Raw genomic sequence first — 26,495 nt, 5'->3', positions numbered from 1 at the left:
TCATGGACGGAGTCGGCGTCATCGATCGGTTCCTGGAGGTCTTTACGACCTATATCGACAGCGGGTTCGGCCTGCTCGGCGGCGATGTCGCCTTCCTCGCGACCACACTCATCGTTATCGACGTCACGCTCGCCGCGCTCTTCTGGGCCTGGGGGGCGGATGACGACATCATCGGTCGCCTCGTCAAGAAGACGCTCTTCGTCGGCGTCTTCGCCTATATCATCGGCAACTGGAATGCGCTCGCGCGCATCGTCTTCGAGAGCTTCGCAGGTCTCGGCCTCATCGCCACCGGCGGCGCGATCGGTGCGGGCGAGCTCCTGCAGCCGGGCCGGATCGCCGCTGTCGGGCTTGAAGCAGGGCAACCAATCTTGGAGTCCATCGCTGACCTGATGGGCTTCGTCTCCTTCTTCGAGAACTTTATCCAGATCTCGATCCTGCTCTTCGCCTGGATCGTGGTCCTGCTCTCCTTTTTCATCCTCGCGATCCAGCTCTTCGTGACGCTGATCGAGTTCAAGCTGGCGACGCTCGCGGGCTTCATCCTCGTGCCCTTCGGCCTCTTCAACAAGACCGCCTTCATGGCCGAACGCGTGCTAGGGCTCGTCATATCGTCCGGTGTCAAGGTGCTCGTGCTTGCCGTCATCGTCGGCATCGGCTCGACCATCTTCGGCGAGTTCACTGCCGGTTTCACCGGCGAACCGACCATCGAGGATGCGATGGCCGTCGTGCTCGCGGCGCTCTCGCTGCTCGCGCTCGGCATCTTCGGCCCCGGCATCGCCAACGGCATCGTTTCTGGCGGACCGCAGCTCGGTGCCGGCGCGGCGGTCGGTGCCGGCCTCGCAGCAGGCGGCGTGGTCGCAGGTGGTCTCGCGGGCGCGAAGATGGCCGGGGCCGCCGGTGGAGCCGCCCTGCGCGGTGGATCTGCCGTTGCAGGCGGTGCTTCGACTGCCTTCGGGATCGGCGCAGCCTCGGGCACGTCCACGGCCGGGAAAGCCGCGAGCGCCATGGCCGCAGTCGGCCAGGCCGGAGTCAACACAGCTGTCAGCCCGCTCAAGCGCGCTGTCGGCGACAGCTACCGCTCCGGCTCACGCGCTGCCTTCGAAGCCACCGGCGGCAAGTTCAGCAATTCCCCGTCATCCATGCCGACCCCCGCCAATGACGGTCCGCCCGCCTGGGCGCGCCGCATGAAACGTCAGCAGAGCCTGCAACACGGCACCGCCGTTGCCGCCCACGCCATCCGCTCCGGCGATGGCGGCGGCGCGGGCACTGCCATCAGCCTTTCGGAGAGATCATGAAATTCAAGAGAACCAGCGTGCGATACGCCAAGACCCCCGAACCCGTGACCCCTTACCGGAAGGCCGCCCAGGTCTGGGACGAGCGGATGGGTTCGGCCCGCGTCCAAGCCCGCAATTGGCGGCTCATGGCCATCGGGTGTCTCGCCACGACAGCGACCTTTGGCCTCGCGCTGGTTTGGCAATCCACCCAAGGCACAATCGTCCCTTATGTGGTCGAGGTCGATAGACTTGGGGCAGCCCAAGCCGTGGTACCGGCAACCGCCAACTACCGCCCAACCGATCCGCAGATCGCTTTCCACCTCGCACGCTTCATTGAGAACGTCCGCGAGGTTCCCGCCGATCCGATCGTGCTCCGCGAGAACTGGCTCCGCGCTTACGATTTCACCACCGATCGCGGGTCCGTCGCGCTCAACGACTTCGCCCGGGAAAACGATCCCTTCGCCCGCGTCGGCGAGGTCCAAGTCACCGCCGAAATCTCCAGTGTCATCCGGGCTTCTGACAACAGCTTCCGCGTGGCCTGGACCGAACGCCGCTACGTGAACGGGCAGCTCGCCGTCACCGAACGCTGGACCGGCATACTCAGCGTCGTCGTCCAACCACCCCGCGACGCCGACCGCCTCCGCAAAAACCCTCTCGGCGTCTTCGTCCACGCCATCAACTGGTCAAGGGAGAACGCCCAATGAATGATTGCATCATACGCAAAACCTGCATGCCCGCCAGACTTTCCATCACTACACTTCTCGCCGGTTCGATGCTGGCCGGGTGCGCCACCTTCAAACCGCCTGAGATCAGCTACGATGATCCGGTCGCCGCAACGCTGGTTGCTGAACCGGCGCGCCCAGTCCGGATCGTCGAGACACCCGAGCCTTTACCGCTGCCCGGCCAGCTCATGCGGGTCGATGCCGACGACCGTCCGGCAGAAGCTGCGGAACCGACCGAGCGCGTGACCAACGCCAATGCCGCCGCCCGGATCGAACCGGTGCGCGACGGCTTCATCAACGCCGTCCAGCTCTATCCCTACAGCTCCGGGGCGCTCTATCAGGTCTACACCTCACCCGGCCAGGTCACGGACATCGCGCTACAGACGGGTGAGAGTCTCGTCGGCGCCGGCCCGATCGCCGTGGGCGACACAGCACGCTGGATCATCGGCGATACCGAAAGTGGCTCCGGCGACAGCCGCCGCATCCATGTGCTCGTGAAACCGACCCGGCCCGATCTCGTGACCAATCTCGTCATCAACACCGACCGGCGCACCTATCACCTCGAACTGCGCGCGACGCCGCAGGCCTATATGGCCTCCGTATCCTGGCAATACCCCGAAGACGACCTGATCGCGCTTCGGCGCCAGAACGATCGTGCAGAGGCGAGCCTTCCCATCGGGCGCAATGTCGATCTCGACGATCTCAACTTCCGCTACCGGATCACCGGCGACCGCGCGCCCTGGCGGCCGCGCCGCGCCTTCGATGACGGGCGGCAGGTCTTCATCGAGTTCCCGCGCGGGATTGGCCAGGGCGAGATGCCGCCGCTCTTCGTGATCGGACCTGAAGGGGACGGTCAGCTCGTCAATTACCGTATCCGGCGCAACTACATGATCGTCGATCGGCTCTTCGCCGCCGCCGAACTGCGGCTTGGGGATCGCCAGCGGGTGGTGCGGATCGTGCGGACGGACGGGGTCCAGCGAAGCACCCAACGCGAAGAGCGCGTGGTGTCCGCCTGGCGTCCCGATGAGGACCGCTGACCCATGACCGGAACTGAAGATCAGCAACAAGACGACCGCGCCGAAGAGCCGCCACGCACCGAACAGGACATCGCGAAGGAACTCCGCCTACGGCCCGATCCGCCGCGTGTCATGCGGCTCTCGCGCAAGGCGATCACGGTTCTGGTCGTCGCCGGTGGGCTCGGCATCGGCGCGATCCTGATCGGAGCCTTGCAAGGCTCCGATCCAGGCGATGGACCTTCCGAACTGTTCTCGACCGAACGAGTCCAGGAGGCCGAGGGCCTTTTGGGGCTGCCGCGCGACTACGCGTCGATCCCACGGCTTGGCCCACCGCTACCGGGTGAGCTCGGGCGTCCGGTTCTGTCTGCGCAGCGGCGCGGTGAGCCCGTGCCCGTCGTTCCTGCGACCGGTCCTGCCGTCGATCCGGAAGAACAACTGCGCTTGCAAGAGGCCGAAGCCGCGCGGCTCGCGACGCTCTTTGCCGACGCGAGATCGAGCGGCACCGGGGCTGAAAGGCCACAGGCAGCCCCCGTTGCGGCCGCGGCCACCGGGCTACAAGGTCTCTTCCCGGCTTCTGCCGATCAGGCACGGAGGCCGGACACGACGGAGCGACAGGAAGCCTTCCTAGATCGTGAGGTCGATAGACGAACCACCGCCGCAAATCGGCTACAATCCCCGCCGAGCCCCTACGTCCTGCAAGCGGGATCGGTCATCGAGGCAGCGCTGCTGACAGGCCTGCGCTCCGACCTTCCGGGGCAGATCACCGCGCAGGTCACAGCGAACGTCTATGACAGTCCCACCGGGCAATTCCTGCTGATCCCACAAGGCGCGCGCCTGCTGGGCGAATATGACAGCCGCGTGGAAACCGGTCAGCGTCGTCTGCTGCTCGCCTGGACCCGATTGATCCTACCCGACGGTCGCTCCATCGTCCTCGAACGCCAGCCCGGCACGGATCAGGCCGGATACGCCGGGCTCGAAGACGGTGTCGACAATCACTGGGGCCAACTATTCCGCGCGGCGGGTCTGGCGACCATCCTCAATATTGGGCTTGAGACCGGCGAAGATGGCGGCGACGAGATCGCCAAGGCAATCAGAGACGGCACGCAGGACACGATCGGACGCGCCGGCGAGGCCATCGTCCAGCGCCAGCTTCAGATTCCGCCGACACTTACGATCCGGCCAGGATTTCCGGTACGCGTGATGGTGACGCGCGATCTAATCCTCGAACCGCAAGGAGATGCCCGATGAGCAAGTTGAAGCTAGGCGACATTCGCGACGACAAGCCCGTCAAGCTGACGATCGAGCTACCAGCGCAGGTGCATCGGGATCTGACAGCTTATGCGGAGATTCTTGCGGCTGAGAACGGGCGCAAACTCGAACCGGCCAAGCTCATCGCGCCCATGCTGGAGCGTTTCATGAAGACCGATCGCGGGTTCGCTAAGCTCAAGAAAGAGAACCGTTCGTCTTTGCTTCGATCTTCGCCAGACTGATGAATCGTCGAAGTGCCGGGTTATCGTTTTCTGGAAGCCATGTCAGAGAAAAAGGAGTTGGCTCACCATCACCCCCAATGGGAACATAGGTGACATTAGGGTAGGTAATCCCTCTACAGTGCTCGTAGACAAATGTGATGCCCAACCCCAGACCGACCAAACCCATGATCTCTTCGCGACTCAGCCGATTTCGGTGAACGAGTTCTGATTTTGCGAAAGCCGCAACGTGCCCTAGCCTGTGTGTATCGAAAGCCGTAAATGGCTCCGTCACCCAAAGAACATCAGAAGCCTCATTCAACTCTTCCCAGAGTATTTGATGACGTTCAGACCATTCGTGGTCCGTCGAGACCGCAAGAAGCATCCGCTCGCGCGAAAGTAAAACACTGTCTTCGACACTTGGCTTTGGCGCACGTGAAGTGATGATTGCGTCCACGAGGCGTTGGTTCAATAGAGTGGAGAGTTCGTTGCTGGACGCTCCAATCACCTGAATGGCGACATCGCAATGGGCTTCGATAAAAGCCGAAAACAGGTTTCGCACGGGTCCGCCGGAAAGGCAGGCTGTAATGCCAACGTCCAGTTTTCCAGTCATAGCAGTCCCAGCCATAGAGGCGGATTCTAGAGCGTCCTGAACCCCGGCAACAAGCATCCGGGATTGTGACATAAAACGCCATCCAAAAGGCGTCAGGCGCACTCCTGTCGTACGCCTTTCAAAGAGCGACAACCCAAGCATTTCCTCCAATTTCTGAATGCGTCTGCTCAAAGACGGTTGGCCAACGCCAATAGCCTCTGCCGCTTTACGAATGCTACCTGCCTCGCAGACAGACAGAAAACACTGCAAGTCAGATATACAAAGAGGTATGCCAGAACTCGGTTCCCCTGCACCTAATTTAAGGCGTCGAGACACGATGCAATCCCGCAACAAATACTAACTCCACCCCGTTGCTGCACGACTGGGGAGGGCGACAGGACGCGACGACTCTAGCTAGGAGATGCGCCACGTCACCGGAGCGAGTGGCGCGCGCTCTGAGTTTCGCTGCCACGATCAAACGACCCCGAGGATGACCATGGCCAGAACCACTTGGACTATCCACCCAAGGACGAAGGTCAATGTCCGAGCGACCGGAATACCCAGCGTGTAGACGACAAAGTGCGCCAGACGGGCGAAGAAGTAGAGCATGCTGAGTGTGATCGTGAGGCTAGAGGACAAATTCAGGGCGACGACTCCCAACACCAGAGCCGCGAAGATCGGAAAGTTTTCCATCGCGTTTTGATGGGCCGCCGTCGCGCGCTGCGCCCAGTCCGACAAGGGCTTATGCTCAGGGTTCGGATTTCCCAGCGATGCTGGTATCCCGATTACGGCAAAGCGGTTCAAGACATAGACCATCCAAAACAGGGCAGTCATGAGGCCAGTTGCAGCCATCCAGTGGATTTCAGTCATTATTGTTTCCTTTCGATGACGAGATCAGCCTGAAATGCGGGTCGCTCTAGCAACCCGATTTCAGGGCGGCGCGTTTTCCGGCCGATCAGGTGAGATGCCCCAAGTGGCCCCGTTTGGCCCAGATGCGACAGCCTGACGGGGATTGGATGGGCAATTCTGCCCCAGCCGGGAACCGCAGCCATGTGCCCGCGCCGCATAGGGTGTCGCCGTAAAGCAGCTCCCCTTCGATGACGAAAATCTCTTCGCCGGAAAAATCGCCGCGGTCAGCCCAATTGGTTCCTGGCGCAAGCCTCTCTGAAACGACCGTCTCGGACACATCCTGATGGAGCTGCGCGCGGGTCAGACCGTCCGTTCCGGTTGGCTCATATGCGAGGTCGTCAATATGCTTGTGGACGGTCTGGCGATCATCTTCTTGGAACTGGCGCAGCTTCACAAAAATCGTGCATCCATCCTTCGTGAAGGGCGCGTGCTTGCTGCCCGGAGGGTTGCGCACGTAACACCCGGTGCGGAAATCCCCGTCACCATCAGAAAACACTCCTTCAAGCACCAGATATTCTTCGCCCATGTCATGGGTGTGTTCCGGAAACGCACTTCCCGGCGCATAGCGGACCACCGAGCTTGCCCGGGCAACTTCGGCCCCGTCGCGTTCCAGAAAGCGGCGGTCAACCCCGGCTGTCGGAGAAGGCGACCACTCTTGTTCAGCAGAATGAACGATGGCCGGTTGAGAAAGATCAGTGTTTACACTCTCTGGTACACTGTACGTCATGATGAAGTCCTCAGAATTTCTCAGTCGCAGGGCGCATGTCGAATTCATGTGTCCAGGCTTTGGGGGATTGATTGATCAGCTGCAGATAGGCCGTCGCGATCGCGTCAGCGTCGAGACAATCTTCTTCCTTGATGTTGAAGCGTTCCTGGGCTTGGGGTCCCCAGATGATGCCATCGAGCACGGAATGCACGACGTGGATCCCTTGCGGGCCAAATTCGCGGGCAAGGGACTGTGCCAGGCCACGCAGCGCGAACTTCGCTGATGCGAAGGCTGCAAAGCGCGGATTGCCTTTGAGAGCCGCTGTTGCGCCGGTGAAGATCACTGTGCCGCTACCTGCAGAAACCATGCCGGGCAGCACGGCCCGCGCCGTGATCATTGCACCGAAGCAGGTCGACACCCAAGACGCCTGGAACTCCTCTGGTGTCAGTTCCAGAAAGGGTTTCGGGATGAGCTGCATCGCGTTGTAGATCAGCACCGTTGCAGGGCCATCCTGCCCGTCAATCAGCTCAATCGCCTTTTCGACACGCGCCTGATCGCTCAAGTCGTAAGGCAGGTGGGTGTAAGACGCGCCGAGGTCTTCTCCCTCAAGGCTGCTTTTCCGGGATAGGCCGTACACGTTGTAGCCATCCGCGATCAGCGTCTTTGCAATCGCTGCTCCAAAGCCCGGCGCCATACCGGCAATGATCGCAGATTTCTTTTGTTGTGAATCGTTCATGTTATTTCTCCTTGATCAGTTTCAGGCCTTGGCGGTCGGACGTTCAGAGACGCGCGCGTGCCACGCCGCGAGATGCGTGCAGTCAGCCGGGATCGAAATGCCAAACAGACCCGCAAAATCGACACCGCAGAGCGCCGTAATGTCGGCAAAGCTGAACGTGTCGCCAGCGACGAAGTCCCGTCCCTCCAGCTCTTGGTCTAACCAGCGCATGGTCTCTTCAACGCGCGGTTTGTTCGCCTCGCCCCATTCTTTATTGCGATAGCGATCCGCCTCGCCCAAACCGTCAGTGGCGTGATGGAAAAAGGTCGTGGCCGCCCCGACCAGGCCTTCTTCGACCCGCCGTTGCCACATCGCGACCAAAGCCTGGTCCTTCGGTGTTTTGCCAAGCAAAGACGGCTCAGGCTGCGTAGCCTCGAAGTAACGGGCAATCGCAACAGCCTCAGAGATGACCGCGCCGTCGTCGAGCTCGAGGCAGGGTACGGCTTTGAGCGGATTGAGCTTGGTGAAGCCCTCACTGTACTGCTCGCCCTTGAAGACATCGACCTGAGCGCAGTCGATATCGATCCCCTTCTCAGCAAGGAAAATTCTGATGCGACGTGGGTTCACTGCACCAGTGCAGTCATAGAGTTTCATGGCAGACCTCAAATTTAGACTAGGGTTGCATGGACTGTAGCGGTCAGGCTATTGATAGAGAAATTGCATCTCAGAATATGACCAATAGTTGGTGGCTATAAATGAACCTCAACCAGCTCCGATATGCCTCAGCGACTGCGGCCGAAGCTTCGTTCACCAAGGCGGCTGAACGATGCCATGTCACCCAGCCAACCCTTTCCAATGGGATTGCGCAGTTAGAAGAAGAACTCGGCGGAGCCCTGTTCGATCGCACAACCCGCAAAGTGAACCTGACCGCCTTTGGCAAAGACGTCTTACCGCTGATCGATGCAGTGCTTCAGTCGCAAGGAGAGTTGCAGGCCCGGGCAAAAGCCTTCTTCGATCCACAACATCAATTGCTTCGTATTGGATTGTCACCGCTGATCGACATGCGCCTCCTGACACAGGTAATTGCTCCATATCGAACAGAATTTCCCGATGTCGATGTCTTCTTTAAGGAGTGCTTTCTGGATGATCTGGATGCCCGTCTGGAAAAGGGGCAGATTGATGTGATGCTCTGCCCGTTTCTGCCGCATGAGCCCACGGCGCGCAGCACTTTCAGCACCGAGATTTACACAGAAGAGCTGCGATATCTTCCAGCCCGGTCGTCTGCCATGACCCAGGTTGATGAGGGTGCCGTCCTACTTTCACAGATCGCAGATGACACGTTCATTCTATCCTATGACGGATGCGGTCTGGCCAATGCAACGCGATCCCTTTTCTCCAGCGCGGATCTTCAGTTGAAGGAGTATTCCGGGCACACGATGAGCTATCACGTCATGCAGGAATGGGCCGATTTGGGCATCGGGTCCACCATTCTGCCGGGCTCCCGCATTTCGAGGGAGTTTCGGGATAAGACTTGTCGGGTCATGCTGGCGCCACAGCATCCAGCCTTGATCCGCATTGACGCACTTTGGAACCGTGCAGCGACCTATCCCAAACACATCAGCGCGTTCCATCAGCACCTGATCGAACGCGCGCCAAGCCTCGTGCGCGGTGCAGCCGCTGCTTGACGTTCAACCAGCCTTGGGGCGCGGTCATCTACCCCAAGGAACGGGTGATGCGAAACGCGCGACCAGTGCATCAATCGCGACCCGGATTTTGGGTGCATGGTCACGTCGTCGCGGCCACAATAGGTTGATGCTCCGGTCTACCATGTCCGAAAAAGACAACACTGGAACAAGAGCGCCTGATCGCAAGTGTTCACCGGCAAGCCAAGTAGATAGCCGCGCAATGCCATGCCCTGCCAAGGCGGCATCCAGAAGAGCCTCACCGTGATTGACTGTCAAACATCCAGCGTATGACTGCTCGACCATGTCACCGTCCTCAGTAACGAGATGCCAAGGGAGAAGGCGCCCACCATGCTCAAAGAAGATACATCGGTGCGAAGCGAGATCCTCCAGCTTGTCGGGTGTCCCGTGACGCGCGATGTAGGCTGGCGCTGCACACAGGATCGACGTCTGCTCCGCCAGCATTCTGGTGAGAATAGTGGCGCTGTCATCTGACGCGCCGATCCGCACAGAAAGGTCGAAGCCTTCCTCAACCAGATCGACAAAACGATCCGTGAAAGACAAGTTGAGAACCAAACTCGGATATTGAGTCGTAAGCTCCAAAAGCGCTGGAGCAGCCCATAGTCGCCCGAAAGAAACGGGCAAGCTTACTCTCAAAACGCCCGTCACTTCCCTGCGCCGCAAACTCATCGACGTCTCTGCAGCTTCAATGTTTTCAAGAATCTCCTTGCTCTTCAGAAAAAAGACTTTGCCCTCATCCGTAAGCGTGATCGAACGCGTCGTGCGCAGCAAAAGCTGTACACCCAGGCGTTCTTCAAGCCGAGCCACGCTCTTTGCTGCCGCAGACTTTGAAAGGCCCAAGGCCTGTGATGCTGCAGTGAAACTGCCCATCTCTACCGTGTAGACGAACGCAGAAATGCCTTCGACGCTGATAGACGGGAGGAGACGCATAAATTCACGATCCTTTTTCGCAAATGATAGGATAAGAATTCCCAACTAACTATATGAAATATACAATAGGCTGTGCCCAGATGTCACGTGATCGACAACAGATCACCTGCAATCGTGAGGTGCAGATTTCATGAAACAGAAAACGATGAGGGCGTGGGCGCTCAGGGAATTCGGCCTAAGCAACCTCGAAATGGTTGAAACACACAGACCGATTCCATCTGCGACGGAAGTTCTGATACGTGTACGAACAGTCTCGCTGAATTATCGCGACAAATTGGTGGTCGATGGGGCACTTTTGCCGGAACGGCCTAACATGCCATTCATTCCTGTCTCGGACTTTTGTGGTGCGGTCGTTGACGTTGGGCACAACGTCTCAAGCGTCGAGCCTGGAGACCGGGTGATTGGTAACTTCTGGACCGAATGGATTGACGGTCAACCGCCGCGGTCGATGCTCACCCATGGTTTGTCTTTGGGCGGACCTCTGCCTGGTGGGCTTGCTGAATACATCGTCATTCCGGAAGCGGCAGCTGTCAAAGTACCAAGTGATTTGACGGATGCGGAGGCCTCCACGCTCCCTGTAGCAGCACTGACGGCATGGTTCGCTTTCGCCGAAACCGGCAATGTCCGAGAGGGTCAAACCGTTCTCGTCCAGGGCACAGGGGGCGTTGCACTTGCCGGATTGCAGATTGCGCAAGCGATCGGCGCACGCGTAATCGTTACTTCGCGAAGTGAGAACAAACTCACCCAGACGCTCAAGCTCGGTGCTTGGGCTGGTATAAATACGAGTACCCACCCAAACTGGCCCGAAGAAGTTATCGAACTGACCGACGGTGCCGGTGTCGATCACATTCTGGAATTGATCGGCGGCGATAACCTTGCCCGATCTTTGACAGCAGCTGCGCCACAGGGCCAGATATCGCTTGTCGGCTTCCTCGGCGGGATGGATGCGCAGATCAGTGCGATTCCGTTCATGCTGCGCAGAATAAGACTGCAAGGAGTCTCGGTCGGACATCGACGCGCGCTTGAGCGATTGATCAGCTTTGTTCAGCGCAATGACATCCATCCGGTAGTCGATAAGGAATACGCTTTTGAAGATGTGCAAGACGCATTCGCACATCTCAAACACGGCCCATTTGGAAAAATCACCGTCCGGGTCAGCGACTGGCGCGAAGCCAAATCGCAAACGCTCGACGAAGACGTGCTTCACAGTTAGTCAGCTCTCTCAGAACACTGACGCAGTGTTGCAATCAGTAAACCGTTGCAAACGCAGTACAGCGTTAAGTCCGCGGAGCCAGTGGTTTGTGCGGCTGACGGTCCCTTCCAAGGCAACCGCTGACTCTCTCCCGCGATTACCGCTCTCTTCTAAATTGATCGGCTCCGACCCCACCGACAAGTGAATTCTCCAGAAGGGTGCGGCGGCTCAGCGCAAACACATCAGCGTATTCCATCAACACATGATCGAACGCGCACCAGGCCTCATACGCTGAGCCGCCTCCGCTTTACGCTAGCCGGACGTCTCGGCCTCAATTGCGGCCTTCACGGCCGGTCGATCTCCGATCCGTTGCAGATAGGCCTGTAACTTAGGCCAGGCATCCAAGCTGATATCCTTAAAACCCGCCCACCGCGCCACAACGAACAAATAGGCGTCCGCAATCGTATATGTATCTCCCATGATGTGTGTGCGGCTATCTGAAAACCGCGCTTCGATATAGTCGAAACATTTGCCCACCTTGGCAGGAGCCGCCTGGATTTGTTCTTCGGAGGCTGTCGCTGAGAACAAAGGTGAAAAGGACTTGTGAAGCTCGGCACTAATGAAATTCAGAACGCCTTGCAGCTTGGCCCGTTCAATGCTTCCGGACGGAGGGACCAAATCGGCTTCTGGAACGCCGTCTGCAATGTACTGAATGATAGCCACACCTTCGGTAATGACATCGCCGGTATCCAACGCCAGCGCTGGAACATAGCCTTTTAAGCAGATACCGAGGTAATCGTCGCCGGATTGAGTTTTCTTGGTCTGAAGATCGACGAGATCGAGTTCAAATTTCGCGCCCACCTCGCGCAGGATGATGTGCGGGGACAATGAACACGCACCGGGGGAATAGTAGAGTTTCATTTTAGGCTCCATGATTTCAGAGGGGTTGAACTGAGCTGGGAACGGCCTCACGCGATGCCGACGATCAGGTCGGCCATCAGATCGGCGGTCTTCCTGTGCTTCAGAAGCGGTGCGGCCTGATTTGCATAGAGCGAGAGGAACTCATCACCCCCTGCAGCGATGCTTGCTGCGCGCAGCGGCGCCACGAACCATGCCTGGACTGGAAACGGCGGGAGCTGAGCTGCCACGGCCTGCATGTCTTTGATCAGACGGTTGGACATGCCCCTGGCAAGTCGCCCGGTATAGGCACGTGTCAGTTCTGAACTGGCAGAGCGATCCGAATACAGTGCCGCCCGATGTTGATCCACCGTGCCGGATTCCGCGCAGGCCAGGAACGCCGTGCCCAATTGCGCGGCCCCCGCACCGAGGGACAACGCCGCCTCGATGCCCCCGGCATCCACAATCCCACCCGCCGCAATGACCGGTTTTGAACACATCTCTGAGATAACACGGGTAAGCGGCATGGTGCCCATCAAGCTGTCCTCGGCCCGGTCCAGAAAGGACGGCCTGTGCCCGCCCGCTTCGAACCCTGTGGCGAGGATCACATCGACATTTGCAGCTTCGAGCGCTTGCGCCTCGGCTAATGTTGTTGCGGCCCCCACTGTTGTGATGCCCCGGGCCTTGCAATCTGCCAACACGCGGGCTGGCGGTATTCCAAAGACGAAGCTGAACACATCCGGTTGTGCTTCAAGGATTGCCTCCACCTGCTCCTCAAAGCTGGGGTGGAACCGCGGCGGTTGCTCTGGTTTGGGAAGGTTGAGCTCACGATAAAGCGGTTCAAATAGGCGCCAAGCCCGATCGTAGGCATCAGTGGAGTAATCCCGTGCCTCTGGATCGTGATCAGACACCCAAAGGTTCAGCGCGAAAGGGTTGCTGGTCTTCTCCCGGATTTCAGAAGCGACACCCAGAATGCCTTCGGCTTCCAGATAATGCACACCAAATGACCCCAAGCCGCCGAGGTTAGAAACGGTGGAAACCAGCTCCACGGTCGAAAGCCCGCCACCAAAAGGGCCTTGAATTATAGGATGTTTGATCTTCAGCAGATCCAGGGTTTGCGTGCTTTGCATGAGTTTGCCTCCATCCGAGTTACGCACCAGATGCAGACTAGATAGGTCCAACGTTACATCTTGTAATTAGCTTTCCTCAGGTTACTCTTATTTTGAAGTTTCCAGATGGTAACCACGGAAAGGACGTGCTTTGACAGTTTTGAAGCGACGAAAAAATAGGTCTCCGGCCCACGATCCCGACTGCCCTTTGAACGAGTGTATGAGGCTTATTGGAGGTGCGTGGACCCCCAACATCATCTGGTACCTCAGCGGAGGCGCGCGCCGATTTTCCGAGCTAAAAGAAGACATTACGCCGGTATCAGCCAAAGTTCTGAGCGCACGCCTGAAAGAGCTTGAATCAAAGGGGGTTGTCGACCGAACGGTCGTGGCGACCTCTCCACCCACGGTGGAATACAGCCTAACCGATCTAGGTCAGCAACTCGTTCCTGCAATCGATGCGATCGTTACGGTTGGGAAAATGCTGAAAGAACGAGCTTGATCAACGCCATGGAGTCGGTCTGGTATCGCGCATCAAGCCCGCATCACCGCAAAGGGTTCATAGGCCAGTCGAAACTTGGGGGCCTCTCAGGACGCGACGGGTATCACAGACCCAAGAAGACACAGAGGATGATCTATGACTCCATTAACCCGCCGTCAGAGCATCGCAATGGCCGCTGTTGGTTCGGCAATCTTGGCTAATCCGACGAAAGCATTTTCCCAGAGTAAGACCGTATCCGCACTCAACCAAATCCGCGCTTTGGATTACACCATTATCTATACCCGCGACATGACCGCGATGCGAAAATTCTACGAAGAAATCATGCAGCTTGAGTTTCGCCAGGCTGCAGGAGATGGATGGGTCGAGTTCAAGGTTGGCAGCAATATCCTTGTTCTGACGAGCGAACCAGCGGGTGGCCTCTTTCCCGAGACGGTGCCTGCACCTGGTGTTGGTTCCGTTCAGCTAGCGTTTCGGGTCGCGCCCAAGATGGTCGATGCCTGCGCGGAGGAATTGGGGTATGCGGATTTAATGGTTGATGGGGCACCTTCCCCTCACCAACCTGATGCTACCCTCAGATGGTTGATAGATCGACCCCGTAGTTGAGCTCCTCTGCGAGGTCTGGCAGTCCGTAACCGATGGTTTTCTTGTAGAACGGAGAGACCTTCGCAGTCGGGGCCTTCTTCTTGTGCTTCGTGGTGTAGAGCATTCGCGCCCGCATCACCTCAAAGGAATAACCTCGTCCTTCACGGTTCTTGTCCTTGGCCAGTCGGTTGATGGACTCCGTGAAAGCGTTGGTGACAGGTATGTCCGTCTCGAAGTAGGTCATGATCTCTTCGCGCCAGTTGCCCACCGCCCTAAACAGATCGCTCCAGACTTCTTTCTGGCCCTTCGGGATGGTGGATATCCACTCGTCCAGGGCGGCTTCTGCCTGGGGTCGTGTGGTGGCGTCCCAGATGCTGTAGAAGCGCTCCTTGTGCTCGTAGGCAGCCAGCAGTTGCGGGAATGCGCCTGTCCAGGTTTCCATGATCAGCCGCTCCCGGTCTGAGACTTCGTGAGCGCGCTTCAGCAGGATTTTCCGGTCTCCCTTGAGGGTTCGGATCTGGGCTGGTTTCAGCTCTTTCCGGAGCCCCTTGCGCACCTTCTCCAGAGCATCGTTGGCCATGCGCACCACATGGAATTTATCGACCACGATGCGGGCCTGTGGCAGCACCGCCCTGACCGCCGTTCGATATGGATTCCACATGTCCATGCTGACGATATCGATCTTCTGCCGGTCTTTCAGCTTCATCAGGTAGTTAGTCACGACGTCCTGACGGCGAGTGGCCAGCAGATCGAGCAGGGTCTTCTCCTCAATGTTGGTCAGGATGCAGCGGTAGCGCTTGTTCAGGTACAGCTCGTCGATGCCCAGAATGCGAGGCGTTTCGAAGCGGTGCCAGCGGCCTAAGAACGCGGCGCGGGCGTTGAAGATGTCCCGTACCGTCTTCTCGTCCAATCCGGTTTGCTGCGCCACGAAAGTGTAGGGGTGGTTAAAGGACTCCTTCTCTACGTATTCATGTAGCCGCAGTGTCATGCGGAAGCCGTCCACCACCTCCGGTAGCTGGGGCCTGAAGGTAGCCTCGCAGGCCCGACAGATGTACCGGCGGCGGAGCACCCAGAGGGTGACCCGCTTGCCGTGGATGGGCAGATCATGATAGGGAACATCACGCTTGCCGAAACGCACGAACTCACCCTGCACCCCGCATTCCTCGCAAGCAATGGGATCGGGCGCGTCTACCTGGAAGTGCATTTCATCGTCGGTGGCTTTGCAGCCCAGCACCTGGTATGAGGGCAGGTGCAGGATGTTGTCGGGCATTTCGGTCATACGTTATTCTCTTAAGACGACTAGCAACTGGCTAAAGCGTTCTTAAGAACCTAGGCAACACGCGAAGGTTGGCGACTAAGAAGAAGCAGGATGCCGAAAGCAATCATTCCTCCACCTGAGGCGCGTTGAAACCAGTGCAGCTTGTTTGCTGCGAAAGCTGCTGCAAAACGCCCTGCTGACGCATATATCGCTATTGCAACGGCCTCTAGCGCGATAAAAACCGTCCCAAGAGTTGCATAGCTCAGCCAGTAATTCGTTATATCCACGAATTGCGGGAAGAATGCCGCGAAAATGAGGATTGCTTTGGGGTTACTGATGGCGATCAGCGCCTCACTACGGAATGCCTTACGAAGCGAAGGTTTCATTGCATCTGCGTTTAGGTTAGTCGAGCCAGATGTTGTTCTGAGGAGCTTGATGCCCATCCAGACCAGATAGGCGGCACCAACGATCTTGATCACGTTGAAGACCAACGCCGAAGCAGACAAAAGCATCCCTAAACCAAGCGCGCTAGCAGCAATCATGGGCACGAAGACGGCAAGCCGTGCTGTGCTTGCCATAAAGGAAAACCCTACGCCCTTTTGCGCACCGTGTGTCATCGCAACGAGGTTATTGGGGCCGAACGCCAGGTTCAGTGCGAAACATGCCGGGAGGAAAACAAGTAGATCGATCATTAGCTTTGTTGTGACCTCAAGGGAGTAGGTTGGATATGCATGGTCAGTGCACCTCGTTCAAGTAGGGCGTGACATTACGCAACATCCGCTCAATGTAGTCTTCCATCTTGCCGACCGGCGCGACATGGTGCAATGCACCCCGAGCCGCCTCAATACCTTCTAGCCGGGCGATGACCCAACTGGGGAGGTACTGAGCCCGTAGGCTACCACTCTTCGTGGCAATATTGCTTTTGGCGAAGAAAGGCTGGCTGAGCACAACGACACCCGCTTCTTGTACCGGGGCTATTGTCAAGACAGATATGCCTAGTTTTCAAGTGTTCCCTACATATGGCTATAGGGAAGGGGATCTGGAAAGACCGGCACGGTTAGCTATCAACCATTTAGTCCGTTGTGGATTTAGTTTTCCCTTCCGCTTTCTACTTCACATATCAACCATTAAATCCGCATACCCAGAAATTGTTGGGAGGCCCACTGCATAAACTCCTCGAGCCGGAGGAGGCTGACGCCATCCGAAAGGCCGGGGAGATCGTCCGCTCGATCAATATTCGTGTTGAGCACGCCAAAGAGATCAAGCGCCGGGAGGAGAAGCAGAGGGAGGCTCGGCTTAAAGCTCGCAAGGCCCTGATTGACGCCGAGGTTAGAGCTGCATTCCGGAGGCCCCAGGCAACGGCGGAGGACGCAATACGGATTACAACGCTGGCGATGGCGCTTCACCAGGAGAAATTCATCCTGGATTTCTATGATGTCCCAACCATGACAAGTCAGTATCAGGAGCGACTACAGCGAGCGCTCAAGGAAAAGGCACTGGGTGGCTACGTCGATTACGCTCATACAGACATCGTGCGCGGATTATCTGAAACCCTCGACTATCGGCAGAGTGGGAGTCCAAAGGCGGACATCGCGGCCGCACTTAGCTTGTGTGAAAGCTGGAAGCCAAAACACCGGACGGCGCAAGAATTCCTGGAGTTTGTCCATCGTCAAATAGCGATTGAGCACTCGGCCAACGTAGAGAGATTGCCGGTCAAGAAGAAGCCGGCCGGCAGGTAGCCACAGCAAACCTTCTCACAGCAATTCAGGCTGAGCCTGAAGGCGGGCCATGATTCGGCTGTTCAAGGCCCGCCGGTCTGCGGCCATTCTGGCCTCTCTGGCAGCACCTACGCCGTTGAACTGGTTTACGACATAGATCAGGTACAGCGGGTCGCTCGGGCCTACCCAGGCGTTCCAGGCTGCACGGCATTTGGCTCGGGTCTCTGCATTCAAGGCGAAATACGCAGCTCGTGCTTTACGCCACACGGCGGCATGGTTCTGACGCATACGGTCGGTGACCTTGCCCTCGTGAAGGTCACGCAGACGCTTTTCTTCTTCCCAGCTGTGCTGGATCTCGCGAATCTGATCGCCGAAGAGTGGCAGTGATTCAGCTTCCCGCGCCTGTTTGCGCTCAAAGGCCTTCTTCATCATTTTGCGGCGAGAAACCTTGCCTGAACGGCGAGGATAGCGCGGCGCGCTCAGCGCGCCCCTGCTCTCGCTGCCTCCTTCTGGGGTTGGGCGCTATCGGTCGGGGTGTCGGAATAGGCGTAGCCATCGGCTCGCTGGATCAGGGTGCAGTGGCGGTGGTGGATGCCCTGCACTACGCCATCAGGCGTCTGGATGTTGAAGCTGCCGGTCTTGCGCACGGCGACGCGACCCTGGTGGGTGCCAGCCTTTTTGCCGGTCGGCACCTCGGCGCGCACCTGATCGCCGGTCTGGAAACCGAAATGGCGTTTCTGTCGGGTCAAATAGCCGCGTGGAAAACCGTGGGCGGTAAGGCGGGTGCGCTGGTACTCGCCGCGTCCGGTGGCCTTGATCGCCAGCGTGGGGCGTTGCCAGTGCTCGATGGCCCTGATCTCACCGACACTGGCTGCATCGAGCGCGTGGGTCTTCGGAAGGCCGAGGCATCGTCGGTTAAATTTGGTTTGCGCCCCGGTGCCCGTGGTGACCGACAGGCCGGTATCCAGCAGGGCACGGAACAGGGCATTGCGGGTGGCGTTGACGGCGGCGGCATCCCGAAGTGGGACTTTGGCTTTCGCCTTGATTCGGGCCAGCAGCTCTGGCCTGGCCTTCAGGAACACCTCGACTGGCTGGTTGCCCTTGCGCTGATTACAGGGCCGGCAGGCCAGGGTCAGGTTGGGCACCCGGTCGCTGCCGCCGGCACTGCGCGGAACGATGTGCTCGATCTCCAGCGGCGTATTTTCAGCGTCGCAGTAGGCGCAGCAGCGGCCCCACTTCTCCAGCAGGTATTCACGCACCTCGTAGCCGGCCAACTCGCCCTGCTGGTATTGGACGCCGCTGATCTCCGGGTTCTGTATGGCCTGCATGTCGAACTTGACCCGCTCGACTGCCAGATCGCTGATCGGAGCCCAGTTACGCATCCGCCCGACCCAGCCCAGCGTGGTGTCCAGCCGGTGGCGCAAGCTTGGCGGCAGCCAGCCTTCCGGCCGGGTGCGGTTGTCGAAGCGCGGTGTGCGGTGGCGCAGGTTCTGACCACGGCGGCGACGGCGAAACGCCGCCCGCTGCTGCATGGCCTGGCGAATCGCTGCGCCCCGATGGGCCAATTCCATCAGTGAGAGAACAGACACCCGCTGGCCCTTCTGGCGTACCAAGGCAATGCCAGTGAATTTGCTGCCCGGATCGAACTTGAGCGTCAGCGATTGCAGCGCGCTATCGGCCTGCCGCCGATCCACTAGACGGATCACGAACGGCACCTGCCGGTGTATGCGGGCGCGACCGCGCTCCAGCAACAATCGCGCTCGCTTCTCGCTGCATGGCATCAACGGCGTGCCTGTCTTATCCAACACATAGACCGCCACGGCGATCCTCCTTTGAACTATGCCCTTACGGGCCTGGTGACGGAGCCTTGCGGCTCGCTCCCCTCGGGAATGTCTGCACCCGGCTCCCGCTGTCGCGGCGGTCGGAATCTTCGGCGTTTTACCTTTCGCCAGCATGATCCCGACCTTCCAGTGCCCGGAACTGAGGAAGCATTCCGGGGTGGGTCGGTTCGACCTGGTGCAAACGGAGCGGGTTAATACCGCTTTCCCTGGTCAACCCAGCCTGCTTTCACAAGCTCCGACCTTCAGGCCGGGGTAGTTGACTCGCTCTGTGACAGTGCGTTTTTCCTGACGTAGCAGGTACTTCTTGAATCTCATGACCGACACTCCAGCGCCCGGCGGGTAAGAGCGGCCAGCAGCAACCCCAGGGCGCACCAGGTGGCCAACATGAGTAAGCCGAGGAGTGCGATGCCAGCGGTGCCGAAAAGCCCGCCAAAAAGCAGCAGGAAGGCCTGAGGCGCGGCTGCGAACACCCCAGACCAGATCAGCGTGGCATTGGCCACCCCGGCTAGGAACATGAGCCATGCAAGGTATTCCGGCAAATAGCTCGACTTGAATGAAGGGGACTGCATGAGGCAACTCCTTGTTGTCAGAGGGGGAGATGCCTTCAGGCTATTTCCATTCCGGAATATCCCAAGCCAACAAAAAGCCCGGCGAACCGGGCTGAGATTGCTCTAGGTGCTAGTCCTCAAAATGCAAGCTCTTGCTGGCGGTCTGCGTAGCCGCACCAACGGGCGAAGCAGTCGGGATTTCCTACCTCCATCTCTATGTTTCCGGCATAGCCGTGGGTGCGCGCGTCACGGATCAGCTCTGCGATAACTTCGGGACTATCTCCCATCTCGAAGCAGGTATCAAAAGTACGCTCGCCCAGCCCTTCAAACCCACGATCCCACAACTGGTAGCTGGTGATCTCATGCACGAGATTGTGGCGGTAGGCCAGCTGAACAAAGCGCACACGAGCTTTGAAGCCCGAAGCGGTTGTAAGGCCTACCTTGTCGCGTAGACCAAACAGTTCGGTGATGGTGGCGGTGGTGTAAGACATATGGCGATCCGAGTTATCCAGGAGATGCCATCAGGCTACGGCATGAGCTGGGAATCCCAACCAGACTCAACGAGCCACGGGAGGGGCGATGCCAAGCGGCGGCATGATCAGGATTTCGTAGACAGAAGGGGGCAGGGGATCAATTTGCACCCTGATGCCGGTGTATTGGGCTGAAGGCCTCCCATCCAGAGGAAAAACGCCGTGGGGAATTTCAGGATCGGTGCCGAGCCACATCCGGGCGCGGTAGTCGACCCGGTAAATCCCAAGCTCGATCCAGTAGTGGGGAGAAACGGCCCGGCCAGCAACGAGCAGTTGGCCAAGCATGCCTTGGTAGGGTTTTGCGTTCACTTGAAGGGTTGCGTCACCAATACGCCTTTGCGTGCTCGGGTGCATCAAGAAACGCCTGAAAATCTGCCAGTTCCTTCGCTGCCATAGCCTCAGCATTGGGCGGCTCAATGACACTCCAGACCGAACGTCCTTCTTGTTGCTGAAGGTAATACCGATGGCGAGTGCAGCCCTGCTGAATCACTGTGCCTGGGAGTGCCATATCATTGAGATTTTCCACACCTTCGCAGATATCGACGCAAAAGGTATTTCGGCGAAAACTCATCGTTCCGCCCTGCCAAGGGCCGTCGATCAGTGGATGGTGGGTATCAGATGCTTTGGCGGCCATATTCCTTTCCTTCACTTTCGCGGGCGCGAAAATCGCGCCTCTCTCAGCTGCCTCGGCCCAGTTCGATTAGGGCTGGGCTTGGGGGGTACCTGGTGCGGTTTTCCTTACCAGCCGGCGTAGTTCGTGACCAGGTGACCCCAGTCGGACAGAGCCGAATGCTCGCGAAGAATTTTCAGTGCCTCGGCCGCGTGGATCTTTGTGGGGCAGCCGCCAGTCAGGAACATCTTGTCCTTCCCTTGGCGGTACAGGTGCATGATTGTCAGCGTCATCACTTGCTGGAGAGGAGTCATGGAGCGATAGGACTTGCGCATGGCCTTGAGTGCATCCGGGATCGCACTCCAGTCACCGGCCCAGTCATAGCCACGGGGACGCATGCTGTAGTGATCCCCATTGCTTGGGTATTTTTGATCGTGCCGCTCAAAACACCCTTGGAGCTGATACTTGTCGACGATGCCCCAAACAGCATGACCGAAGATGCGTGCTCGAGCATCGGAACCATCGAAGGATGGCAGTTGCGCACCGCATACGATGGCTAGTGCCGCATACTCTGCGTAATCCATGCTCGGGATCTTGTCGACCAGATCAACCAGGGCGTAGCTTGGAAACCGACCAGCAGCAAACGTAGGGTTCACAGCTGCGTATGCGGCCAGAGCTGCCGGCTGCTGGGAATGGTGAATGTAGGCTTCACTGGCCGTTTGCACGTCAGTCAATGACCACACGCCTTCAGCGACTTGGTGCACGCCAAAATCGGTCAACAGTTCCTTCGCATTTGCGACATAGTGTGCTGCTGTAACCATGACTCATCCTCTGGATTAGGCTCTTCTACTGGCTCAGCCCCGGCGAAGTCGGGGCTTGGGGGGCTGGGCGTTTTCCGTCAAGCGGCCGCTTGATCGGCCTGAGACATGATCGCCTTGGCCGCGTGGTTGATCATGTAGAGCTGAGCATAAAGGCTGTCGCAGGTCTTCGTTATGCGGTGCTCGTACCATTCTTCACCCAGGCAAAGCACCTCGGCATTGTCGCGCATGAACTGGTGCGCTTCCTCGGTGCAGCCGATCTGTTCGGCAGTATCAAAGAGGTCGTCCCAGTGCATCCAGCGATCATCGCCATTATCGAGGTCGCGGCGATGAATCAGGGTCAGCGCCCGAAACTCCTGCCAGTGCGAACCACGAACCAGATCAGCATCCTGAGCCCACGCCGGCAGGGTGTCCCAAATTTCCTCAGAGCACTCGTCATGCAACGCCCTGCAGATGCTCGACACCAGCACCTGACGGAATAGGGTTGTGCTGAATACCTGCTTTTTGTGGGACTCGTTGAGCTTGGTGTGCAGGTAGTAAGTGACGTCATCGCCCGCCAGGAACGATATGCCATAGCCCAGGCCGACACTGAACGTCAGGTCGCCGATATCGCCGACAACGGCGATTCCGAACCGGGTCATCATTATGTCGAAGGCATAGGCGGTGGTGCTCTCGGCCTTGCAACGCCAGACCTCAACGTCGGCCTGCTTCACCAGGCAGGTGTACTGGTGATTTTTGAGCTTTTCGGCGGCACGGGCCTTGCGCTCGGCCTCTGTCTGCCGGCGATCTTCGATGTAAGCCGCTCGCGTTGTTTCAACATTCATGATCCGTTCCTTGACTGCATGTGGGTGACAAAAGATTCAGCTATGAGCGTACTGCGGCTAGCCGAAAACCCAATGGCTGGTGGAGCGACAGTGCGTTGCTCAAAGAAAAGCCCGCCGAGGGCAAGCCTGGCGGGCTCCGGTAATAAAACGAGCAGCTTCAGCGACACCACAGACGAGACAGGAGGGGGGAGGAGTGCCTTGGGAGCGTAGCTTCTACCATGAAGCTGCCCAGGGCCTAATTTACCATGACTCGCTGCGGTCTTCTGCTCTCTCAGGAGAACAGCGATTTGATTGCCGAGAGAAGGCTTCGCCTCGGCGCTTCTGGTTCCACTGGGGTGCATGCTGCACGGTAGGCTGCCATCAGGCGAACATCGTTGGCCAACATCCGGTAGACGCACTGGTTTGCGTCTGGGGTCGGCTTATGCAGCTGGTACCCATGATGTTTGCTGATAAACAAAGCAACCGCGGCACTGCGGGATCGGCCGGCCTGGCAATTGACAGCGATATTTTCCCCTCTATCTGCAATTTCTCGTATGCGCTCCCGCAGCACGTCAGCCTTGCTGCTGAGCAGGTAATCGACGTAATTCCGCTCAAAATCTGGCCCGTATATCTCAATGACTTCTTCGTCAAAGCCAGCATCAATGAAGTGGTGGTAGCTCACGCTCTTCCAGCGTGCTTCGTCGATGCAGGCCTGATCTTCAAGGCCATCAGATATCGATATCAGATGGCAGTCAGGGCCTGGCGAGTATGCTTCAGCCTCGCTGCGCGATAAGAAGGTGCAGCTGGGTATGGTTCGGTGCATTTTTCTCTCCGTTGCCACCGGCATGTCTACTGGGTTACCGAGGCCCTGAATTTCGATACATCGCTGCGCTGGGCTTCCACTACGTTCTGTAGTTTGCCGACATGAAACGCGGCGATGACCGGGCTCTGAAGAAAAGCAACACCGGGAATGGTGTTTGGCAGCAGCGCCGTAACCTTGGTATGCAAATGTGCCCGGATCGGCTCATACCATGGCGCGTAACCACCCCCTCTCTTTTGGCTCGGATTGCGGTAGATGGATTGTCCGTCACCCTCTGGCAGCTTGAGCATTTTCCGACACTCCAGTGACTCGTAGCTGAAACAGCCGATTTTCATATCACCGTCCAAGATGCCTTGACGCAGAGCACTTACCTCGGACGTTGCGAAGATGAAGGACATGCCCAGCACGATCAGGAAGAAGCCGGCCACGCGCAGACTTAGCAGTTGCCCTAGCCCATACAGCGCGAGTAGTCCCCCCATTACGGAGCCATGCCAGTAAAGACCAACTCGAGGGCTGAGGAACGATGCGTTCCGCATATCTTCGTTGGTGATCGGCACCTGGAAGGTCAACCAGGCGGATGCGAGGACGCAGATCGCCAGCCACGCGAAGATCAGCAAGCCAGCCGCCGCGATGACAATGCTCATGAGCTTTTCAGCCTGAGTTAGCAGGGCCAGCTTGGGCATACCGGAAGAGGGAATTTCTGTGGACATTGGTAGATTCCTTTTTCAATGACAAAGCCCGCGAGCTGGTCAGGCTTGCGGGCTTCTTGTGTGGGAGGAAGGATTACTTCTTGGCGTCGATGAACGGCAGGGTTCCGCCTGGGAGTACCGTGGTAGGCAGCACGCCGTTCCAGCGCTCGGCTTTGGTAAGCTCGACCAGGCCGGGGTTGCTGCCCAGGGCGCGGGCGCGGGCGTCGATGGCTTTTGCTTCCGCTTCACCGCGCAGCTGGATGCTTTCCGCTTCGGCACGTGCGGCGGCCAGTGCCGAATCCGCGGTAGCCTGGGCTTGGGTGACGACAATCCGCGCCTGGATCTGCTCAGTGGCCAGTTGCTGCTCGCGAGTCTTCACGGCAACCTCAGCGCGCATGCGTTCTTCGATCGACTTCTCGTAGGCGTCACTGAAGTCGATGTTCTCGACCTGCACACTGTCGATCACCACCGGTCCACTGATTGCGCCCTTGATTGCGGCGGCGATATCGGCAACCAGCTTGCCCCGTTGCTGTACGGCGTTGACGGCGGTGTACTGACCGAAGACGTTTTCTACCTGTGTCGGGACATGGCGGCTGATTGCCCTTGTCAGCAGGCCGTCCAGATCGGCGTAGCCCTTGTAGACCTCCGCGACCTCGCCTGCCGGCACGTGCCAGCTGACCGAGACCGACAGCGTTGCAGCCTGCTGGTCACGGCTGTACGCCTGCAAGCCGTCCCACTTGGTGGCGTTGTTCTGTATCGAGATCGCTTTGGCGCTGTCGATGAAGGGGATTTTCCAATGCAGCCCAGGATCTGCCACCTCCATAAAGGCTCCGTTGCGCAGGACTACTGCGCGCTCTTTCTCGTCGACGGTATAAAACGAACCCAGCAGCAGACCCACACCAATAACGGCCACAACGGCAATCGAGCCGAGAGCCAGGGGAGATTTGGAGGAGGATGAGAAATTGTTGAATTGCATACTGATGATCCTTGGTGGTTGGTCGGCGGATAGTTTGTTAGGTATTGGCTGAAGAATGTCCCGATTTCAGGCGGTTTTATCGCCTGAAAGCGGGCTACGCTGTTTGCGGTTGTGCGGTGTTTTTCTCCTCGGTTTCGGTCGCGTTGCATTGGCCACGCTATAGGCATGCCTGAAAAACCCAAGTCACCTCGATACGGCCGGCTACCTGGCGGATTGAGTCGTAGGGGCTGACAGCGCGAAAAAAAGGCGACACAAATGGTCGCCTGAGTTCTATGGGCCCCCGTTTAGAGGCTCTTCAACACACCCCAGTGAACTGGACGGCGATCCGCCTTTTCCAGTGCCTCCGCTGCTACCGAGGCTTGCTCGTGCGAACTCCACACGCTGTCGGAGCAACGCTCAACTCCGTGCTCCTGGTCTCGGAAAATCAGGTCAAAGGTCGGAGCTTCATACTGGTCAGAGATATCCCGCACTACAAAGCGCTCGTGCTCGAGGTGATGTGTCACGGCGGATGCGGCGCTCACAGGCATGATCCTGCTTTCAGGGGAGCTGAGGATGCAGACCCCGAGGGGACTCCCAGCTGCTCCGCCGAACCGTCGCGCTCTGGTTGGGAGATGGACGTTTCTATGTTGCAGCGACCGATCTCAATTCCAAGCTCATTGCTGGCCTGTTGGGAGAGATCTTGCAAAGCATCCTCAACAGCTAATTCGAGCTTGGCCTTCAGTCGAGAAAGCGCTTGTGGTGAGCCAGTAACTCCAATGGCCAGGCTGAGGGTAAGTCCAGCCTGATGCCGGGCTTGGGGCGTGACGACCTGCATAAATGGTTCTCCGTATAGGTTGATCTGCCTCCTTCTCTCACGATCGTTGAGAATCCCAAGATCCAACCGCGTGTTGGCATGAGCAAAGTCCCTGTAGTTTTGGGGGTTAGTAAGGCGTTTCGTGGGGGTGTTTCGACAAATGGGCGGTGAGCACTTGCTTACTGAAGTCGGTCAGGATTTCAGGAGCAAGAACGGAACCGGTGATTGCGGCGGCGGGGCGAAAAATCCTCTTGCCGGAGGCCGTGAGCCAATCGAACACCATGAAGTGTTGGTGGGCTCCAGTTTTGAGAGCCGGCAGCGCCTGCCAGGTCATAGTTGAGCTTGCGTATAGCGACAGCGCTGATATGACGGTTTGCGACTCCCGAGCATTGCGGCTCTGCTGCGGCAGAGCGTCATAGGCGCTGAGGGTCGCGCCGAGAACATCAGCGGGCTGAAGTCCGTCAAGATTCTTCAGATCCTCACCGCCCTGCATTGCTCGGTAGCCATCCAGCGTCAGCTGACCAACGAGCCGGGGACCAGCAACCAGGTTGTATGAGTACAGCCAGAATCCAACGGCATTTCGTGCACCGGCTGCTTCGTCATCGATAACCCAGCTTGCATCGCGCAGCGACTCGGCAAACTTGCGAGCACGCGCCTTTCCTACGTCATCCATCTATGGCTCCTATCTTTTGGCCTGCGTCGACGCCTGTGCGAAAGCTCAGGCACTGTCGAGCACAGTCGCACGCCGGCCGGAAAACCCAAGTCGAGATGCGAGTAACACG

At 58.3% G+C, this 26,495-nt stretch carries 33 protein-coding genes; 10 read left to right on the top strand and 23 right to left on the bottom strand.

Annotated features, from left to right (window positions below; all coding sequences use genetic code 11):
• The first annotated feature begins 2 nt into the window (after positions 1–2).
• The 5 genes from trbL to QMX91_RS00630 are packed head-to-tail and all read left to right on the top strand — an operon-like array spanning position 3 to position 4,499.
• Positions 3–1,292: a P-type conjugative transfer protein TrbL gene (gene trbL / locus QMX91_RS00650; protein ID WP_099170562.1), complete on the top strand. Its 1,290-nt coding sequence runs from the start codon at positions 3–5 to the stop codon at positions 1,290–1,292.
• Positions 1,286–1,975 carry a conjugal transfer protein TrbF gene (gene trbF / locus QMX91_RS00645; protein WP_099170563.1) on the top strand — a complete coding sequence of 230 codons (690 nt, stop codon included), beginning with the start codon at positions 1,286–1,288 and terminating at the stop codon, positions 1,973–1,975. Before trbL ends, trbF begins: the two co-directional genes overlap by 7 nt.
• Positions 1,972–3,030 (top strand): P-type conjugative transfer protein TrbG, encoded by a 1,059-nt coding sequence (trbG, locus tag QMX91_RS00640; RefSeq protein ID WP_017516412.1) that lies wholly within the window; start codon positions 1,972–1,974, stop codon positions 3,028–3,030. The genes trbF and trbG overlap by 4 nt, the downstream gene beginning before the upstream one ends.
• A 3-nt stretch (positions 3,031–3,033) precedes the next feature.
• Positions 3,034–4,257 (top strand): TrbI/VirB10 family protein, encoded by a 1,224-nt coding sequence (locus tag QMX91_RS00635; RefSeq protein ID WP_017516413.1) that lies wholly within the window; start codon positions 3,034–3,036, stop codon positions 4,255–4,257.
• Positions 4,254–4,499: a DUF2274 domain-containing protein gene (locus QMX91_RS00630; RefSeq protein ID WP_017516414.1), complete on the top strand. Its 246-nt coding sequence runs from the start codon at positions 4,254–4,256 to the stop codon at positions 4,497–4,499. Before QMX91_RS00635 ends, QMX91_RS00630 begins: the two co-directional genes overlap by 4 nt.
• Here QMX91_RS00630 and QMX91_RS00625 read toward each other — a convergent pair.
• The 5 genes from QMX91_RS00625 to QMX91_RS00605 form a co-directional block, all read right to left on the bottom strand.
• Positions 4,453–5,403 (bottom strand): LysR family transcriptional regulator, encoded by a 951-nt coding sequence (locus tag QMX91_RS00625; RefSeq protein ID WP_161795745.1) that lies wholly within the window; start codon positions 5,401–5,403, stop codon positions 4,453–4,455. The genes QMX91_RS00630 and QMX91_RS00625 overlap by 47 nt on opposite strands.
• A gap of 138 nt (positions 5,404–5,541) precedes the next feature.
• Positions 5,542–5,937: an MAPEG family protein gene (locus QMX91_RS00620; RefSeq protein ID WP_017516415.1), complete on the bottom strand. Its 396-nt coding sequence runs from the start codon at positions 5,935–5,937 to the stop codon at positions 5,542–5,544.
• Positions 5,938–6,022: 85 nt separating this feature from the next.
• A complete protein-coding gene (locus QMX91_RS00615) occupies positions 6,023–6,703 on the bottom strand; it encodes a cupin domain-containing protein (RefSeq protein WP_081596628.1) in 681 nt (226 codons plus the stop codon).
• 10 nt (positions 6,704–6,713) lie between these two features.
• A complete protein-coding gene (locus tag QMX91_RS00610) occupies positions 6,714–7,418 on the bottom strand; it encodes an SDR family NAD(P)-dependent oxidoreductase (protein WP_017516417.1) in 705 nt (234 codons plus the stop codon).
• A 21-nt stretch (positions 7,419–7,439) separates the two neighbouring features.
• The gene (locus QMX91_RS00605; protein ID WP_017516418.1) at positions 7,440–8,051 is read right to left on the bottom strand and encodes a glutathione S-transferase; all 612 of its coding nucleotides are present in this window, start codon (positions 8,049–8,051) and stop codon (positions 7,440–7,442) included.
• A 101-nt stretch (positions 8,052–8,152) separates the two neighbouring features.
• Between QMX91_RS00605 and QMX91_RS00600 the strand changes: the two genes are divergently transcribed.
• Complete coding sequence (locus QMX91_RS00600; protein ID WP_017516419.1) at positions 8,153–9,082, top strand: LysR family transcriptional regulator; 930 nt, start codon at positions 8,153–8,155, stop codon at positions 9,080–9,082.
• 24 nt (positions 9,083–9,106) lie between these two features.
• Here QMX91_RS00600 and QMX91_RS00595 read toward each other — a convergent pair whose 3' ends face one another.
• A complete protein-coding gene (locus tag QMX91_RS00595) occupies positions 9,107–10,030 on the bottom strand; it encodes a LysR family transcriptional regulator (RefSeq protein ID WP_017516420.1) in 924 nt (307 codons plus the stop codon).
• Positions 10,031–10,160: 130 nt separating this feature from the next.
• Between QMX91_RS00595 and QMX91_RS00590 the strand changes: the two genes are divergently transcribed.
• Positions 10,161–11,243, top strand: a complete 1,083-nt coding sequence (locus QMX91_RS00590; RefSeq protein ID WP_052261069.1) for an NAD(P)-dependent alcohol dehydrogenase — start codon at positions 10,161–10,163, stop codon at positions 11,241–11,243.
• A gap of 291 nt (positions 11,244–11,534) precedes the next feature.
• Here the strand turns inward: QMX91_RS00590 and gstA are convergent, their stop codons facing one another.
• Complete coding sequence (gene gstA, locus QMX91_RS00585; protein ID WP_017516422.1) at positions 11,535–12,143, bottom strand: glutathione transferase GstA; 609 nt, start codon at positions 12,141–12,143, stop codon at positions 11,535–11,537.
• Positions 12,144–12,190: 47 nt separating this feature from the next.
• Positions 12,191–13,249: a nitronate monooxygenase gene (locus QMX91_RS00580; protein ID WP_025828123.1), complete on the bottom strand. Its 1,059-nt coding sequence runs from the start codon at positions 13,247–13,249 to the stop codon at positions 12,191–12,193.
• Positions 13,250–13,448: 199 nt separating this feature from the next.
• Between QMX91_RS00580 and QMX91_RS00575 the strand changes: the two genes are divergently transcribed.
• Both QMX91_RS00575 and QMX91_RS00570 read left to right on the top strand, forming a co-directional pair.
• On the top strand, positions 13,449–13,727 hold the full coding sequence (locus tag QMX91_RS00575; protein WP_025828124.1) for a helix-turn-helix domain-containing protein: 279 nt from the start codon (positions 13,449–13,451) through the stop codon (positions 13,725–13,727).
• A 135-nt stretch (positions 13,728–13,862) separates the two neighbouring features.
• On the top strand, positions 13,863–14,330 hold the full coding sequence (locus tag QMX91_RS00570; RefSeq protein WP_052261070.1) for a VOC family protein: 468 nt from the start codon (positions 13,863–13,865) through the stop codon (positions 14,328–14,330).
• Here QMX91_RS00570 and QMX91_RS00565 read toward each other — a convergent pair.
• Together QMX91_RS00565 and QMX91_RS00560 are read right to left on the bottom strand one after the other, a co-directional pair.
• Positions 14,299–15,588, bottom strand: a complete 1,290-nt coding sequence (locus QMX91_RS00565; protein ID WP_033939138.1) for an ISL3-like element ISPst9 family transposase — start codon at positions 15,586–15,588, stop codon at positions 14,299–14,301. The genes QMX91_RS00570 and QMX91_RS00565 overlap by 32 nt on opposite strands.
• 50 nt (positions 15,589–15,638) lie before the next feature.
• On the bottom strand, positions 15,639–16,259 hold the full coding sequence (locus tag QMX91_RS00560; protein ID WP_014819627.1) for a LysE family translocator: 621 nt from the start codon (positions 16,257–16,259) through the stop codon (positions 15,639–15,641).
• A 390-nt stretch (positions 16,260–16,649) separates the two neighbouring features.
• Here QMX91_RS00560 and QMX91_RS00555 point away from each other — a divergent pair, with 390 nt between their 5' ends.
• Positions 16,650–17,306, top strand: coding sequence for a hypothetical protein (locus tag QMX91_RS00555; protein ID WP_039614006.1), 657 nt, complete (start codon positions 16,650–16,652; stop codon positions 17,304–17,306).
• Between the two features lie 15 nt (positions 17,307–17,321).
• On the opposite strand, the gene QMX91_RS00550 is transcribed toward QMX91_RS00555, so the two are convergent.
• The 13 genes from QMX91_RS00550 to QMX91_RS00490 form a co-directional block, all read right to left on the bottom strand.
• Positions 17,322–17,717 carry a hypothetical protein gene (locus QMX91_RS00550; protein WP_047296792.1) on the bottom strand — a complete coding sequence of 132 codons (396 nt, stop codon included), beginning with the start codon at positions 17,715–17,717 and terminating at the stop codon, positions 17,322–17,324.
• Between the two features lie 47 nt (positions 17,718–17,764).
• Positions 17,765–19,093 carry an RNA-guided endonuclease IscB gene (iscB, locus tag QMX91_RS00545; RefSeq protein ID WP_257154432.1) on the bottom strand — a complete coding sequence of 443 codons (1,329 nt, stop codon included), beginning with the start codon at positions 19,091–19,093 and terminating at the stop codon, positions 17,765–17,767.
• A gap of 344 nt (positions 19,094–19,437) precedes the next feature.
• Entirely contained in the window at positions 19,438–19,695 is a 258-nt protein-coding gene (locus tag QMX91_RS00540) for a hypothetical protein (RefSeq protein WP_047297019.1), read from the bottom strand.
• Positions 19,696–19,811: 116 nt separating this feature from the next.
• Positions 19,812–20,165 (bottom strand): hypothetical protein, encoded by a 354-nt coding sequence (locus tag QMX91_RS00535; protein ID WP_084341938.1) that lies wholly within the window; start codon positions 20,163–20,165, stop codon positions 19,812–19,814.
• Positions 20,166–20,231: 66 nt separating this feature from the next.
• Positions 20,232–20,558, bottom strand: coding sequence for a hypothetical protein (locus QMX91_RS00530; RefSeq protein WP_047297040.1), 327 nt, complete (start codon positions 20,556–20,558; stop codon positions 20,232–20,234).
• Positions 20,527–20,838: a hypothetical protein gene (locus tag QMX91_RS00525; protein WP_169715572.1), complete on the bottom strand. Its 312-nt coding sequence runs from the start codon at positions 20,836–20,838 to the stop codon at positions 20,527–20,529. Before QMX91_RS00525 ends, QMX91_RS00530 begins: the two co-directional genes overlap by 32 nt.
• Before the next feature lie 104 nt (positions 20,839–20,942).
• Positions 20,943–21,635, bottom strand: coding sequence for a hypothetical protein (locus tag QMX91_RS00520; RefSeq protein ID WP_047297023.1), 693 nt, complete (start codon positions 21,633–21,635; stop codon positions 20,943–20,945).
• A 77-nt stretch (positions 21,636–21,712) separates the two neighbouring features.
• Complete coding sequence (locus QMX91_RS00515) at positions 21,713–22,456, bottom strand: hypothetical protein (RefSeq protein ID WP_047297025.1); 744 nt, start codon at positions 22,454–22,456, stop codon at positions 21,713–21,715.
• A gap of 271 nt (positions 22,457–22,727) precedes the next feature.
• A complete protein-coding gene (locus QMX91_RS00510; protein WP_080963868.1) occupies positions 22,728–23,258 on the bottom strand; it encodes a dual specificity protein phosphatase family protein in 531 nt (176 codons plus the stop codon).
• A 26-nt stretch (positions 23,259–23,284) separates the two neighbouring features.
• Positions 23,285–23,965 (bottom strand): hypothetical protein, encoded by a 681-nt coding sequence (locus tag QMX91_RS00505; RefSeq protein ID WP_047297029.1) that lies wholly within the window; start codon positions 23,963–23,965, stop codon positions 23,285–23,287.
• Positions 23,966–24,038: 73 nt separating this feature from the next.
• On the bottom strand, positions 24,039–24,920 hold the full coding sequence (locus tag QMX91_RS00500; protein WP_047297031.1) for a prohibitin family protein: 882 nt from the start codon (positions 24,918–24,920) through the stop codon (positions 24,039–24,041).
• Between the two features lie 517 nt (positions 24,921–25,437).
• Complete coding sequence (locus QMX91_RS00495; protein ID WP_047297035.1) at positions 25,438–25,734, bottom strand: hypothetical protein; 297 nt, start codon at positions 25,732–25,734, stop codon at positions 25,438–25,440.
• Between the two features lie 106 nt (positions 25,735–25,840).
• Positions 25,841–26,386 carry a hypothetical protein gene (locus QMX91_RS00490; RefSeq protein WP_047297036.1) on the bottom strand — a complete coding sequence of 182 codons (546 nt, stop codon included), beginning with the start codon at positions 26,384–26,386 and terminating at the stop codon, positions 25,841–25,843.
• Positions 26,387–26,495: the final 109 nt, after the last annotated feature.

The organism is Pseudomonas sp. PS01299 (assembly GCF_029960145.1).
GTDB classification, from domain to species: Bacteria; Pseudomonadota; Gammaproteobacteria; order Pseudomonadales; family Pseudomonadaceae; genus Aquipseudomonas; species Aquipseudomonas putida_A.
The sequence above is the reverse complement of the archived record's forward strand: the minus strand, read 5'-3'. Positions and strand labels throughout refer to the sequence as shown.

Bases quoted from the DNA above. Each gene is read 5' to 3' on its own strand.
- trbL (WP_099170562.1), top strand. From the start codon at position 3: ATGGACGGAGTCGGCGTCATCGATCGGTTCCTGGAGGTCTTTACGACC.
- trbG (WP_017516412.1), top strand. From the start codon at position 1,972: ATGAATGATTGCATCATACGCAAAACCTGCATGCCCGCCAGACTTTCC.
- QMX91_RS00635 (WP_017516413.1), top strand. From the start codon at position 3,034: ATGACCGGAACTGAAGATCAGCAACAAGACGACCGCGCCGAAGAGCCG.
- QMX91_RS00630 (WP_017516414.1), top strand. From the start codon at position 4,254: ATGAGCAAGTTGAAGCTAGGCGACATTCGCGACGACAAGCCCGTCAAG.
- QMX91_RS00620 (WP_017516415.1), bottom strand. From the start codon at position 5,937: ATGACTGAAATCCACTGGATGGCTGCAACTGGCCTCATGACTGCCCTG.
- QMX91_RS00615 (WP_081596628.1), bottom strand. From the start codon at position 6,703: ATGACGTACAGTGTACCAGAGAGTGTAAACACTGATCTTTCTCAACCG.
- QMX91_RS00610 (WP_017516417.1), bottom strand. From the start codon at position 7,418: ATGAACGATTCACAACAAAAGAAATCTGCGATCATTGCCGGTATGGCG.
- QMX91_RS00605 (WP_017516418.1), bottom strand. From the start codon at position 8,051: ATGAAACTCTATGACTGCACTGGTGCAGTGAACCCACGTCGCATCAGA.
- QMX91_RS00600 (WP_017516419.1), top strand. From the start codon at position 8,153: ATGAACCTCAACCAGCTCCGATATGCCTCAGCGACTGCGGCCGAAGCT.
- QMX91_RS00595 (WP_017516420.1), bottom strand. From the start codon at position 10,030: ATGCGTCTCCTCCCGTCTATCAGCGTCGAAGGCATTTCTGCGTTCGTC.
- QMX91_RS00590 (WP_052261069.1), top strand. From the start codon at position 10,161: ATGAAACAGAAAACGATGAGGGCGTGGGCGCTCAGGGAATTCGGCCTA.
- gstA (WP_017516422.1), bottom strand. From the start codon at position 12,143: ATGAAACTCTACTATTCCCCCGGTGCGTGTTCATTGTCCCCGCACATC.
- QMX91_RS00580 (WP_025828123.1), bottom strand. From the start codon at position 13,249: ATGCAAAGCACGCAAACCCTGGATCTGCTGAAGATCAAACATCCTATA.
- QMX91_RS00575 (WP_025828124.1), top strand. From the start codon at position 13,449: ATGAGGCTTATTGGAGGTGCGTGGACCCCCAACATCATCTGGTACCTC.
- QMX91_RS00570 (WP_052261070.1), top strand. From the start codon at position 13,863: ATGACTCCATTAACCCGCCGTCAGAGCATCGCAATGGCCGCTGTTGGT.
- QMX91_RS00565 (WP_033939138.1), bottom strand. From the start codon at position 15,588: ATGACCGAAATGCCCGACAACATCCTGCACCTGCCCTCATACCAGGTG.
- QMX91_RS00560 (WP_014819627.1), bottom strand. From the start codon at position 16,259: ATGATCGATCTACTTGTTTTCCTCCCGGCATGTTTCGCACTGAACCTG.
- QMX91_RS00550 (WP_047296792.1), bottom strand. From the start codon at position 17,717: ATGATGAAGAAGGCCTTTGAGCGCAAACAGGCGCGGGAAGCTGAATCA.
- QMX91_RS00540 (WP_047297019.1), bottom strand. From the start codon at position 19,695: ATGCAGTCCCCTTCATTCAAGTCGAGCTATTTGCCGGAATACCTTGCA.
- QMX91_RS00535 (WP_084341938.1), bottom strand. From the start codon at position 20,165: ATGTCTTACACCACCGCCACCATCACCGAACTGTTTGGTCTACGCGAC.
- QMX91_RS00530 (WP_047297040.1), bottom strand. From the start codon at position 20,558: ATGCACCCGAGCACGCAAAGGCGTATTGGTGACGCAACCCTTCAAGTG.
- QMX91_RS00525 (WP_169715572.1), bottom strand. From the start codon at position 20,838: ATGGCCGCCAAAGCATCTGATACCCACCATCCACTGATCGACGGCCCT.
- QMX91_RS00520 (WP_047297023.1), bottom strand. From the start codon at position 21,635: ATGGTTACAGCAGCACACTATGTCGCAAATGCGAAGGAACTGTTGACC.
- QMX91_RS00515 (WP_047297025.1), bottom strand. From the start codon at position 22,456: ATGAATGTTGAAACAACGCGAGCGGCTTACATCGAAGATCGCCGGCAG.
- QMX91_RS00510 (WP_080963868.1), bottom strand. From the start codon at position 23,258: ATGCACCGAACCATACCCAGCTGCACCTTCTTATCGCGCAGCGAGGCT.
- QMX91_RS00505 (WP_047297029.1), bottom strand. From the start codon at position 23,965: ATGTCCACAGAAATTCCCTCTTCCGGTATGCCCAAGCTGGCCCTGCTA.
- QMX91_RS00500 (WP_047297031.1), bottom strand. From the start codon at position 24,920: ATGCAATTCAACAATTTCTCATCCTCCTCCAAATCTCCCCTGGCTCTC.
- QMX91_RS00495 (WP_047297035.1), bottom strand. From the start codon at position 25,734: ATGCAGGTCGTCACGCCCCAAGCCCGGCATCAGGCTGGACTTACCCTC.
- QMX91_RS00490 (WP_047297036.1), bottom strand. From the start codon at position 26,386: ATGGATGACGTAGGAAAGGCGCGTGCTCGCAAGTTTGCCGAGTCGCTG.